The 11,822-nt window shown below is 42.9% G+C and carries 11 protein-coding genes; 7 read left to right on the top strand and 4 right to left on the bottom strand.

All coding sequences use genetic code 11. The annotated features are described in order from the left end of the window. Positions 1-36 precede the first annotated feature (36 nt). From FEM33_RS21430 to FEM33_RS21410, 5 genes are all read left to right on the top strand, one after another. A complete protein-coding gene (locus tag FEM33_RS21430) occupies positions 37-690 on the top strand; it encodes a BRO1 domain-containing protein (protein WP_139014024.1) in 654 nt (217 codons plus the stop codon). Positions 691-733: 43 nt separating this feature from the next. Further along, positions 734-1,861 carry a sensor histidine kinase gene (locus tag FEM33_RS21425; RefSeq protein ID WP_229214346.1) on the top strand — a complete coding sequence of 376 codons (1,128 nt, stop codon included), beginning with the start codon at positions 734-736 and terminating at the stop codon, positions 1,859-1,861. 18 nt (positions 1,862-1,879) lie between these two features. Next, positions 1,880-2,632, top strand: coding sequence for a LytR/AlgR family response regulator transcription factor (locus FEM33_RS21420; protein WP_139014023.1), 753 nt, complete (start codon positions 1,880-1,882; stop codon positions 2,630-2,632). 137 nt (positions 2,633-2,769) lie between these two features. After that, positions 2,770-3,543 (top strand): non-homologous end joining protein Ku, encoded by a 774-nt coding sequence (gene ku, locus FEM33_RS21415; RefSeq protein WP_139014022.1) that lies wholly within the window; start codon positions 2,770-2,772, stop codon positions 3,541-3,543. Positions 3,544-3,627: 84 nt separating this feature from the next. Continuing rightward, a complete protein-coding gene (locus FEM33_RS21410) occupies positions 3,628-4,794 on the top strand; it encodes a glycoside hydrolase family 18 protein (RefSeq protein WP_139014021.1) in 1,167 nt (388 codons plus the stop codon). A 242-nt stretch (positions 4,795-5,036) separates the two neighbouring features. Here FEM33_RS21410 and nfi read toward each other — a convergent pair whose 3' ends face one another. After that, complete coding sequence (nfi, locus tag FEM33_RS21405) at positions 5,037-5,726, bottom strand: deoxyribonuclease V (RefSeq protein WP_229214345.1); 690 nt, start codon at positions 5,724-5,726, stop codon at positions 5,037-5,039. Positions 5,727-5,834: 108 nt separating this feature from the next. Here nfi and FEM33_RS21400 point away from each other — a divergent pair, with 108 nt between their 5' ends. After that, positions 5,835-6,341 carry a hypothetical protein gene (locus FEM33_RS21400; protein ID WP_139014019.1) on the top strand — a complete coding sequence of 169 codons (507 nt, stop codon included), beginning with the start codon at positions 5,835-5,837 and terminating at the stop codon, positions 6,339-6,341. A 2-nt stretch (positions 6,342-6,343) separates the two neighbouring features. Here the strand turns inward: FEM33_RS21400 and FEM33_RS21395 are convergent, their stop codons facing one another. Further along, complete coding sequence (locus FEM33_RS21395; protein ID WP_139014018.1) at positions 6,344-7,066, bottom strand: LytR/AlgR family response regulator transcription factor; 723 nt, start codon at positions 7,064-7,066, stop codon at positions 6,344-6,346. Continuing rightward, on the bottom strand, positions 7,063-8,169 hold the full coding sequence (locus FEM33_RS21390; protein ID WP_161597204.1) for a sensor histidine kinase: 1,107 nt from the start codon (positions 8,167-8,169) through the stop codon (positions 7,063-7,065). Before FEM33_RS21390 ends, FEM33_RS21395 begins: the two co-directional genes overlap by 4 nt. Positions 8,170-8,375: 206 nt before the next feature. Here FEM33_RS21390 and FEM33_RS21385 point away from each other — a divergent pair, with 206 nt between their 5' ends. After that, on the top strand, positions 8,376-10,613 hold the full coding sequence (locus FEM33_RS21385) for a carbohydrate binding family 9 domain-containing protein (RefSeq protein WP_139014016.1): 2,238 nt from the start codon (positions 8,376-8,378) through the stop codon (positions 10,611-10,613). Here FEM33_RS21385 and nhaA read toward each other — a convergent pair. After that, positions 10,597-11,796, bottom strand: coding sequence for a Na+/H+ antiporter NhaA (gene nhaA, locus FEM33_RS21380; protein ID WP_139014015.1), 1,200 nt, complete (start codon positions 11,794-11,796; stop codon positions 10,597-10,599). The two genes, FEM33_RS21385 and nhaA, sit on opposite strands and share 17 nt — an antisense overlap. Positions 11,797-11,822: the final 26 nt, after the last annotated feature.

The raw sequence follows: 11,822 nt of genomic DNA, 5'->3' as shown, positions 1-11,822 counted from the left end.
TCTCTGTCTTTTTTAACCATCCAATCAAATTCACAAATGAAAAAGCTGACTTTCATCATCACCGTTCTACTGCTTTCTGTTCTGTCCGTTAAAGCACAGGATTCTCCTTTTCAGAAAATCATGAAAAAGGAAATCGAGAAAATAAACAAGGCGGATTCTCTTGCGCAGTTTCAGCAATCGGCCAATGCCTTTTCACGCATTGCCGAACTCAATCCGACCGAATGGCAGCCGTTGTATTATCATGCACTGGCCTGTACTTTTCAGGGTTTGAGCAACAAACTGACGCTGGATCAAAAAGACGAAGCATTGGCCAAAGCAGAAGATCTTGCAAAAAAGGCTGAAGGGATATCCGCAGACAATTCTGAAATCATCGCCTTAAAAGGCTTTATTACAATGGCAAAAGTAAGTGCCGATCCTGCCGGCAGAGGACAAAGCTTGTCGGGGCAGGCGCTTGCGGAATTCGGCAGATCACTGGCCATAGACAGCAAAAACCCGCGGGCATTGATATTAATGGCGCAAATGGAAGCCGGTATAGCCCGGTTTTTCGGATCGGGAATGGAAAAAGCATGTAGTCTGGCAAAGCAAAGTATGGCTATATTTGCCGCTCAGGACGAAGAAGTTTTAAAAGCAGCAATGAAGCCGACATGGGGAAGAAGAATAGCAGAGAGTATGTCGAAAAGTTGCGAATAATTCAGGAATGTTCCGGAGCAAAACGACAAACGGACCCCGCATCATGACCTTTAACATTTCCATCAAAGGCACCAGAAAGTTCTGGAACTTTTCTCCCGGTTTCATTGGAATCAATTTGGTGATTGCGCTGGCCATAACATTGCTTTCCGACCCGTCCTGCATGGCCGACCTTAACCGCATGCGGGGCGCGGCGGATGACTTGTTACTTGCCTTCCTGCTTTCAACCACGCTGAGTTACGGCGGATTTCTGATTGAAAGTTACTACGACGATAAACTGTCATGGATTCAGTATCCGCTCAAAAGGCTTGTTCTGGAATCTGCGAGTTATTTCATCTATGTTTTCTGCGCAAGTCTGGCTTTGATATTTCTTTTTACATGGCTGGTCACAAAAAGTTTCACACTGAACAATATTCCGTGGAAGCAGCTCGTACTCTGGACCAAATTTCCCATGCAGATTGCATTCTTCATTTCATTTGTATTCATCAGCAGGTCTTTTCTGATGGAATGGCGGAAAGCGGCCATTGAAGCGGAACAGCTGAAAACGGAAAGGTTTGCGCGTCAGTACCAATCGTTGAAAGATCAGTTGAATCCGCATTTCCTGTTCAATTCGCTGAATGTGCTGAGCAATCTGGTTTATGAAAACCCGGATACGGCTGCCAAGTTCGTGCACAGGTTATCCCGCATTTACCGCTATGTGCTGGACGTGCAGCATGAAGAACTCGTTTCACTGGAAAAGGAACTTGACTTTGCCGCAGATTATCTGTCTTTGCAGAAAATCCGGTTTGAAGACAGCCTTCAGTATGAAATCCGCATAGATCAAAACACGTCCGGAAATCTGCCGCCGCTTTCCCTTCAGTTGCTGCTGGAAAATGCGATCAAGCACAATATTGCTTCCACTGAAAATCCGTTGCGGATCGGGATTTTTATGGAAAATCAGGAATTAGTTGTAAAAAACAATCTTCAGCTGAAAAGCAGTATGCCTGAAAACTCGGCCGGGATCGGGCTGATGAATATTGTTAAAAGGTATGAACTGCTCAGCAATCAAACGATTTCCATTCAGGATACCGGCGGGAGCTTTGTTGTAAAACTTCCCTTGCTCGAAATTCCCGAACAGCAAAAGCAACTCTTTCCCGAACCCCGACAAACTGCAAAACCTGATTTCCGGCTCTAAAAGCTTTCCAGAATTACAATGAGAATCCTGATTATCGAAGATGAAAAACCCGCAGCCAGAAGGCTCGCTCAGCTGATTACCGAAAAATTGCCGGAAGCAGAAATATACGGCAACATCGATACGGTTACTTCCGCTGTGGAATGGCTGAACAAAAATCCGCATCCCGACCTTGTTTTTCTGGACATACAGCTGGCAGACGGCATCAGTTTTGAAATATTTGAAAAGGTGAAAGTAACGGCTCCGATCATTTTCTGCACGGCATATGACCAGTATGCAATCAAAGCGTTCAAACTCAACAGCATCGACTACCTTTTGAAACCTGTTGATCCGGATGAGCTGGCGCAGGCATTGAACAAGTTCCAGTCTGGCCGGAAAGCCCCTGCCGTTTCGCTGGACGAAATCCGGAATCTGATTCACAATACGCAGAAAACGTTTAAAAACAGATTTCTCGTAAAAACCGGCGAACGCATACAAACTGTTGATGTGCAGGAAATTGCCTTTTTCTTCAGTGAAGACAAGGCAACGCTCCTTCAAACCCGGCAAGGCAAAAAATTCATCATTGATTACACGCTGGACGAGTTGGAAAATATGGTTTCACCGGACAGTTTTTTCAGGCTGAACAGAAAATACATCAGTTCCGTAGCCGCTATCAAAGACGTTTTCACTTACTCCGGCAGCCGCCTGAAAATACATCTTGAAAACTGCACGGACAACGACATTCTGATCAGCCGGGAAAAAATGGGCCCCTTCAAAAGCTGGCTCGGACAATAAATACTTTGGAAATACAGGTGCAAAAACCTTTCAGATTATGTCTGCAGTTGCGACGGCGGGCGTGAAATTCAACAAAGGCACGGATTTTTAAAGCAATATTTTTCTGTAATTATCTGGTCATTTTTTTTAAGAAAAATATGAGAGCAATATGGTCCGGGGCTATCGGATTTGGCCTTGTTAATATTCCCGTCAAACTTTTCAGCGCAGTTCAGGCAAGCGAACTGGACCTTGATATGCTGGACAAAAAAGATCACGCCAATATTAAATTCCAACGCATCAATGCCAATACGGGCAAAGAAGTGGAATGGGAAAATATTGTGAGGGGCTTTAAAGTCGATGACACTTATATTGTGCTGGACGAAAGTGATTTTGAAAAAGCAAGTCCTGAAAAAACAAAGACGATCGAAATTGCCGAATTCGTTGATGAAAAGGATATTGACAGTATTTACTACGAAACGCCGTATTATCTTCAGCCCGACAAAGCAGGTGCAAAACCTTATGCATTGCTCCGTGAAGCACTTAAGAAAACCGGGAAAGCCGGACTTGGAACGTATGTGCTGCGGAACAGGGAAAGTCTGGTGCTGATCAAAGCGGCCGGCGATTTACTTGTTCTTAACAAAATCCGGTTTCAGCAGGAAATACGCAATCCAGAAGATCTTGAAGTGCCGGAAGTTGATTTAAAGCCTGCAGAAATGGAAATGGCCGTTCAGTTGATTGATCAGCTGAGCACCGATTTTGACATTTCCAGATATGAAGATACGTATAATGACAAGCTTATGAAACTGATCATGGCGAAGGCAAAAGGCCAGAAAACAACTGCTCCGCGCATGAAAGTAGTACATTCGAAAAGCCAGGATTTGCTTGCGCAGCTCAAAGAGAGCCTCAACGCACCAAAGCGGAAAGCATCCTGACGCAATTTTGTCGTTTTGGGTAAATCCATTAGGAGTTGTTTGGAAGTAATGTTTATTTTTAGCTTCCTTCTAAACCACTCTTATATGTACCTTTTTAAAAATATTAAAACATTCCTGTCTTCCTCCGCACTTTTATCCGTTGCTTTTTCATCTTTCCTTTTAACGTCGTGCGGTTCCAATGAGAAAACCGAACAGCAGTCTGAAACAAAATCCCGGCCTGTTGTAATCGGTTATGTCGGCGGGTTCAAAGGTCTGATCAATACGGACGACATCAAAGCGGAAAAACTGACACATATCAATTATGCGTTTGTGGACGTAAAAGGCGGCAAGGCTTTTCTGACCAACGAAAAAACGGATTCTACGAATTTCCGGAAACTTAAACTACTGAAAGATAAAAACCCGGAGCTTAAAATCCTGATTTCCATTGGCGGCTGGGCATGGAGCGAGAACTTTTCCGACGCAGTTCTAACGGATTCTTCCAGGAAAGTGTTTGCCGCAAGTTCTGTTGACATTATTAAAAAATACGATCTGGACGGCGTTGACATTGACTGGGAATATCCCGGAATGCCCGGCGAAGAAGGAAACGTTTTCCGCCCGGAAGACAAGCAGAATTTTACACGGATGTTTCAGGAAATCCGCAGCGAACTTGACAAGCTGGAAAAAGAAACAAATGAAAAAAAGCTGCTGACTACCGCCGTCGCCGGCTTTGCCAGCTTCCTGAATGTGACCGAAATGGGCAAAGCCCAGGAATATCTGGATTACGTTAATCTAATGACTTACGACCTTTTTCAGGGTGATACCGTCGTGCATCACGCAAGCTTGTATCCAAGCAAAATATATAAATCGGAAAGATCGGCCGACAATGCTTTCAAGGCGTTTACGGCTGCCGGTGTTCCTGCCGGAAAGCTCGTAATGGGACTTCCGTTCTATGGCCGCATGTTCAAGGTAAGCAAGCTGGAAAAAGGTTTGGGACAAAAGCAGATTTCGCAGGAGTATATTGACGGTTATACTTACATCAAAGACAGTCTGGTTAATAAAAAAGGATTCAAGGAATACCGCGATACCGTTGCAAAAGCGCCTTACTTAATGAATGCAGCGACCGGCGCCATACTCAGCTACGACGATGAGGAATCGGTACGGGAAAAATGCAAGTATGTTTTAGATCATAAAATGGCCGGCGTTATGTTCTGGGAATCCACTTCGGACCCGAAAAATTATCTGCTGGATGAAATTGACAAATCTTTAAAGTAAGCAGCTTTACAAAGGTTTATTAAAATTTTATTTCAACAAAAAAGTCACATTGAGCAAAACATCCGGTCACAAGTCACCAATAAAAACCATAAATGACATTTAAAACAACAAATGACAATAAATGACAACAAATGACAATGAATGTCTTTTGAAACAATAAATGACAATCCATGACATTCCGGTACAAAAAGTGACCTTCCATGCTCAATGTGACAACAAATAACTTTGCTTCAATCTTATATTCAGAACAGCTGCAATGAACCGATTTCATGATACCCTTCTTTCAGCTCGCCCGTCCTGAAAAGATTTACAAATTCATGTGCTTTACGTGTTGGCTCCGGAAGCCGGTATTTGTTAATGCATTTCATGGCAATGTTCAGGCTGTCGTCAAGGCTCATATTGTGTCCCGGCGAAATAAAAACCGGCTTTACATTATTCTTGCTTCGCAGCACGTACCCGATCGTTTCGCCTTTGTCAGTAAGCAGTGAATATTCTCCCCTGTTCTCGCCCGGATCTTCATATTGGCCCGTCAGTTTTTTCTTGGCGCAGCCCATTGTAACCGAGTCCGTCAGTACACCGAAATGAGAAGCAATACCCATTCTTCTTGTGTGTATAATGCCGTTTCCGTCAAACATAATCACATCCGGCTTTACCGGAATCTGTTCATAAACTTTCAGCAACGACGGTATTTCACGAAAAGCCAGAAAGCCGGGCACATACGGAAATGTGGTGCTGCTTTTCACAAGTGAATACGCAACAGGCTGCAGATCAGGAAAGCTGAGGATGACCATTCCTGCATAAACGGTTTCACTGTAAAGCGATAAAGATATATCTGCTCCGGCAATGGTGCGGATCGGTGACTGAAGCGGCTTCAGATTCAGCTGTTCTCTCAGGTTTTTCTGAATAAGTGTTGCTTCAGTAATGGTAAGCATATCATAATTTGATTCCGGAGTGTCAGTAATTGAATTCATAGGCAGCTGGCATGATATTTCGTGTTTACACTATTTATTGTTCTGTTTATATCAAAAACCAAGCCATTCATGAATAACGTTACACTGAAACGCAAGTGGGCAAACTGGAAGTTTATTGCATTTATCCTGATTTTGATTGCCGTTTTTATCAAGTTCTTTGTCATGGGCGACGGGGATGAAAATGCGCCTGTAACCGTGGAAATGGATTTGCCGAGAATTGCGCTGCGTAGTGAAAAAGAAGTGGAAGCCGTTCTGGGGCCGGGAAAACTGGACAGCTATTACAAGGATGAAAAAGCCGGCTGCGACAAATGTCCCAAGATGATTTATAAAGAGGGAAAAGTCGAAATCATATTTATCAATGACATTGCGGACAGAATTACCCTGAATAATCTTTCAGACTTTGATTTTGAAAACCGCGTCATTCTGGGATTGCTTAATCTGAAAGACAGCATCAAACCAAAAATCGATGATGACGAATTGAAGCAGTGGGACAATTATGAAAAATACACGCAAATCTCAGCCTTCGCCAACGGCAACGATATAGATTACATCCTGATCAAGAGCAAGACGGAGTAGTTTCACAGATTGATATGACTGAAAAGTTCCTGCCGGTACTGACGGCCGATGGGAATTGTTCTGTCCTTTATGATAACAATATTTCCTTCAATCAGATCAATCTTGTGAAGTGCTACAATGAATGACTTGTGAATCCGTACAAATTTATCAGCGGAAAGTCTTTCAAGAATCCCGTTTAAAGACTGATGCGTTACCAGATTATTTTTCCCGGCGCATATACGTATATAATCCTTTAAACTTTCTATGTAAACAATATCTTCAACGGATATTCTTACAATCTTTTTATCTACTTTAATCCAGATGTTGTTGTCAGCAACTGGATTTTCAATTTTCAGCGGCATGGATATCAGCTCAGGCTGTTGAAAAAATCCTTCTGACATAGAATGGGCTTTATTTACAGCTTTGATAAACCGCGGGAAGGACACAGGCTTTACAAGATAATCGATCACTTCAAGTTCAAAGCTTTCTGCCGCATAATCCCGGTAAGCAGTAACAATGACTACTTTGGGTTTAAGTTTCAATGTTTTAAGAAGATCCAGCCCGCTTAATAAGGGCATTTCAATGTCAGTAAAAATCAGATCAACGGCTTCATTTTCAATGTATGACAAAGCGTCAATTGCATTCGAGAATGTCTTCATCAAGTGCAGTTGCCTGATTTGCGAAATATAATATTCAAGTATTTCGATTGCGTAGGGCTCGTCTTCAATAATGATACAGCGAATCATGAAACCGGAATTTTTAAATAAACCTTAAATATCTGATTGCTCTTGCTGATGCTCAGCGTGTAATTTTTGCTGAAAAGAATCTGAAGTCGCCGTTCTACATTTGCAATGCCGATCCCGACATTGTTCCGCATGGTAGAGCTGCCGGAATATTCCTGATACGGGTTTTCCGTAAAAAGTTCAAGATAATTGTCTTCAATCCGGATCAGGATTTTAATCACAATCAAACCCAGTGATGATTTTCCGCCGTATTTGAAACTGTTTTCAATAAAAGGAAGCAGCAACAATGGAAATATTCTTTTGTTTGTATCTCCCTGAACCTGAAAATCAATGATCAGTTCTTTTCCGAATCGGAGACTTTCCAGATCAATGTAGCTTTGTATATGACCGGTTTCCTTTGCAACCGGAGTTGATTCTTCATCCGATTCATAAAGGATATAGCTCATCAGTCCTGAAAGTTTAAGGATAATTTCCGGCGCCAGATGCGACTTTTTAATGCTCAATGCATAAAGGTTATTCAGGGTGTTAAAGAAAAAATGCGGCTGAATCTGCGATTTCAGCAACTGCAGTTCGGTTGTCAGTCTTGCCTTTTCTGCATGGGCAATCTGCATTTTCTGTTCGGCATATTGTTTCGAAAGTTTGATGCCGCTTGTCAGCCCCGTTATGGTGGACAGAAAAAAGAGTTTGTATGAATAATTGGTAAACGTAAACCTGGAATAGGTTTCATAACTCTTCGGACACAGTTCGGCATCAATCAGAGCATCCAGTAACCATAAATTGACCGCATTAACGATGAGGATCAGCATGATAAGCAAACCAAGATACCGGACGTACCTGTTTGCATGAAAATATTCAGGAATCAGATAATAAAGATTCAGATAGCAGATGCCAAGGATAAAAGGAAACCGGATTGAAAAGCCGTAAGCCGTTTTTCCAATATCTTCTTCTATATAACCCAGATAAAAGGCATTGAATACAAAAACACATGCCCAGAAAATCCCGTGATATGCAATTCTTCTGGAGAAGATCCTGCCTACCATTTCAAAAGACGGCTTGACAACGTCCAACGAGGAAGATAGCAATATGTCTCTGGCGTGTCCAATCATGGTTCTGCAAATTAAAATACAAGCATTGCCGAACTCATTATTTATTCGCCAAACGGCTGGCATCGCTTAACCAACGGCACTTGTCTTTCGCTGAAATGCATATCAGGTTCTTTTGCTGCTTGTCTGCACTTGCTTTCCATTCAGCGATATTTTTTTTCTGCTGATTCCGGCATGCCTACTTTTGCCGTCCACACTTATACACATTTATGAAAAAATATCTCCTGTTGCTGCTGGCGTCTTTCCATGCGCTTACATCCATTTCACAAAATGAGAAACCCTTGCATGCAGCTTTTACCAGTGACAGAATTGCAGTGGACGGCAATAGCAATGAACCGGTTTGGCAGCAAGCAGATTCAGTAAGCACATTTTACAAGATCTACAATGCAGATAATACGCCTGCGGAATCACGAACGGTTGTCAGAATACTTCATAATGATGATTTTATTTACGTAAGCGCCACCATGTATGCAAAGCCCGGCGCTCCTTTCAAGTACACGGTATCATCTTTAAAAAGGGATTTTCCTGATTTCGAAAATGATTTGTTCGGCTTCATTGTCAATCCAAGCGCAGACAAACTGAATGGATACTCGTTTTACCTGAATCCGTACGGAGTACAGAATGAATCCCAGATTTCAAACGGTGATAATTTTGATATCACATGGGACCAGAAATGGTATTCCGCCACCGTTCGCCATGCCGATTACTGGACTGCAGAAATGGCTATTCCGTTTTCCAGTATACGCTTTCCCGTTTCTGCTGCTCCATGGCTGATCAATTTTATACGGATTGACAACAACATCAACGAATATGCATCATGGACACCAACCCCGAGAAGCAGGTATGTCGGCGATGCTGCATTTACACAGCCATTTTACATCGAAAAATATCCTTCCGGATCAAAAAGAAGAATAAACCTGATACCCAGCCTGACAACCAATTATGTAAGACAATACACAAACGATGCAAAAAAAACACTGAAAGTAGTTCCATCACTGGATGCCAAGATAAGACTCAGCTCTTCCATGGTTGCAGACCTTACATTAAACCCCGATTTTTCACAGGCCGAAGTGGATATCGAACAGGCCAACATCACGCGGTTTGAACTCGTTTATCCGGAAAAGCGGCAGTTCTTTGTAGAGAACAGCGAATTGTTTGCAGGCTTTGGGTATTCAGGAATGGGCGGTTCACCGGTGCTGCCTTTCTATTCCAGAAGAATCGGAATTGAGTATAATGCCGCAAAAGACCGCTATGAACAGCAGCCGGTTTTGGGAGGATTGAGGATTTACGGCAAGATCAATCCCAAACTGCAGATCGGGCTGATGTCTGTTCAGACCAAAAAGATAAAAATCAACACTGCAGATCCGGCCCAGTCCTCTATTTCGGGCAGGAATTTTACCACACTTGCATTTCAGCAGAATGTTTTCAAACGTTCCAGCATCGGTGCCATTTTTGTCAACAATCAGTCATTTGACGAAAAGGCTAATCGGAAAAATGCATTCAACAGGGCTTACAGCATCGATTTCAATCTGGGTTCCACCAATGGCAACTGGAACGGAAAGCTTTTTCATTCAGGAACCCTGACCGGAGCAAACAATAAATCTCTGGAGTACAATCTGACGCATATGTCGCATGGAGGAAATTTGTCTTACAACAACCGGCGATTTCTGCTTGCTTTCGGAACGGTTTATACCGGCGAACATTACAACAGCGAAGCAGGATTTACGCCGCGAACAGGTTATATCAGTAACTTCTTATCCTTTAACAATTACTTTTATCCAAAAAATACAAGCGGACGCCTCAATCGGTATACCGCAGACTTGTACTATGAACGCTTCAATACGGTAAAATGGAGCATGACGGACGATTTCCTGAATTTTTCAAGCGACATTTCTTTCAGGAATACTTCCGAGCTGAGCGTTTATTTTAACAAGTACTTTACAAAACTTTCTTTTGACTTTGATCCGGGTCTGTCCGGAGGAAAACAGCTGGCCTCCGGCAGTGAGCATGTTTATTACAACAGCCGTATTACTTATCAGTCCGATCGCAGAAAGACTTTTTTCATGAGGGTTTCTTCGGTTGGCGGCCAGTATTATAATGGTCACCGCTACGGGCTTTCGGGTGATGTCAATTACAAAATGCAGCCTTATGGCATTATGTCGGTTCTTTACAATTACAATATCATAAAGCTTCCTTCTCCTTACAGCAGCAATCATGTCTGGACTCTTACAGCAAGAAATGACATTTCCTTCAACCGGTATTTATTTTTGGCTACTTCCGTTCAGTATAACTCAATCTCCAGAAATCTGGGTGTATACGGAAAGCTGCAATGGAGATTTCTTCCGCTTTCCGATTTGTTTTTTGTTTATCAGGACAATTATTTATCTGAAAACGGCATGCATATTCAGGATAAAGGAATCACAGTTAAGGCTAATTATTACTTCTGATCCTGTTTTCCGAATTTCTTTTACTAATCATGGTAAGCGTAATATAACCCAGCAAGCCGGATAAGATGGAGCCGGTCAGGATGGAAAATTTGGCTTCCGACAATATGAGGTGTTTGCCGGAAAAAGAAAGCAAGGCGATGAAAACGGACATCGTGAAGCCAATTCCGCCCAGCATACCGACGCCGATTATATGCGCCCATTCCGCTCCTTTTGGTCTTGTGCTGATGCCCGTTTTGACGGAAATCCAGGAAAGTAAAGCAATTCCCAAAGGCTTGCCTACAACAAGGCCAAGGATGATTCCAAGTCCGAGCGTGTTTGTAAGTCCGGCTAGCATTTCCTGTTCAAACCGGATGTTTGTATTAACCAGCGCGAACAACGGCATAATGAAAAAATTCACCGGATTAACGAGCATATGTTCCAGTTTTTCCAGCGGTGATTCTTCTGAAACCGGGTTGGTCGGAATGGCAAAAGCGGTGAGGACACCGGCAATGGTGGCATGCACGCCCGAATGATGAATAAAATACCATATAAAAATACCCGGAACAAGATACGCTGCCAGACTTTTGACACCCAGTTTGTTAATAACCAGCAGTACGGCAAAAATCCCCGCCGCATACAGCAGAAAAGTATAATGCAGATCGGATGAATAGAAAACGGCAATCACCAGAATAGCCATGAGATCGTCTACAATGGCGAGCGCGGCCAGAAATATTTTGAGAGAAGGCGGCACTTTATTACCAAGCATGGTGATGACGGCAATCGCAAATGCAATATCCGTTGCCATCGGAATTCCCCAGCCCGCAGCCGTTTCCGTATTTTTATTCAGCAGAAAATAAATGGTTGCAGGCGCAATGACACCGCCGAGTGCCGCAAAAACCGGCAAGGCCGCCATTTTCAGTGAAGAAAGTTCTCCTTCGATCAGTTCTCTTTTAATTTCCAGCCCGACCATCAGAAAAAAAATGGCCATCAGTCCGTCATTGATCCAGAGCAGAATGGAATATTTCAGATGAATCCGGGCTGTTTCAAAACCAAGTTCGGTCGTCAGCAACTGTTCAAAACCGGGCCCTGTTGCTGAATTGGCAATGATCAGCGAAACGATCACACAAACGATAAGGATTACGCCTCCGAACGAACCTGATTTTACAAATTCTTTAAACGGCTTGAGATTGATAAATTGTTCCATGCAGGCAATTTAAGGAAAAAATATTA

This window comes from Dyadobacter flavalbus, from assembly GCF_006149045.1.
GTDB lineage: Bacteria > Bacteroidota > Bacteroidia > Cytophagales > Spirosomataceae > Dyadobacter > Dyadobacter flavalbus.
The sequence above is the reverse complement of the archived record's forward strand: the minus strand, read 5'-3'. Positions and strand labels throughout refer to the sequence as shown.

Excerpts from the sequence above, each read along its gene's own strand:
- FEM33_RS21430 (WP_139014024.1), top strand. The coding sequence starts at position 37 with ATGAAAAAGCTGACTTTCATCATCACCGTTCTACTGCTTTCTGTTCTG.
- FEM33_RS21425 (WP_229214346.1), top strand. The coding sequence starts at position 734 with ATGACCTTTAACATTTCCATCAAAGGCACCAGAAAGTTCTGGAACTTT.
- FEM33_RS21420 (WP_139014023.1), top strand. The coding sequence starts at position 1,880 with ATGAGAATCCTGATTATCGAAGATGAAAAACCCGCAGCCAGAAGGCTC.
- ku (WP_139014022.1), top strand. The coding sequence starts at position 2,770 with ATGAGAGCAATATGGTCCGGGGCTATCGGATTTGGCCTTGTTAATATT.
- FEM33_RS21410 (WP_139014021.1), top strand. The coding sequence starts at position 3,628 with ATGTACCTTTTTAAAAATATTAAAACATTCCTGTCTTCCTCCGCACTT.
- nfi (WP_229214345.1), bottom strand. The coding sequence starts at position 5,726 with ATGCTTACCATTACTGAAGCAACACTTATTCAGAAAAACCTGAGAGAA.
- FEM33_RS21400 (WP_139014019.1), top strand. The coding sequence starts at position 5,835 with ATGAATAACGTTACACTGAAACGCAAGTGGGCAAACTGGAAGTTTATT.
- FEM33_RS21395 (WP_139014018.1), bottom strand. The coding sequence starts at position 7,066 with ATGATTCGCTGTATCATTATTGAAGACGAGCCCTACGCAATCGAAATA.
- FEM33_RS21390 (WP_161597204.1), bottom strand. The coding sequence starts at position 8,169 with ATGATTGGACACGCCAGAGACATATTGCTATCTTCCTCGTTGGACGTT.
- FEM33_RS21385 (WP_139014016.1), top strand. The coding sequence starts at position 8,376 with ATGAAAAAATATCTCCTGTTGCTGCTGGCGTCTTTCCATGCGCTTACA.
- nhaA (WP_139014015.1), bottom strand. The coding sequence starts at position 11,796 with ATGGAACAATTTATCAATCTCAAGCCGTTTAAAGAATTTGTAAAATCA.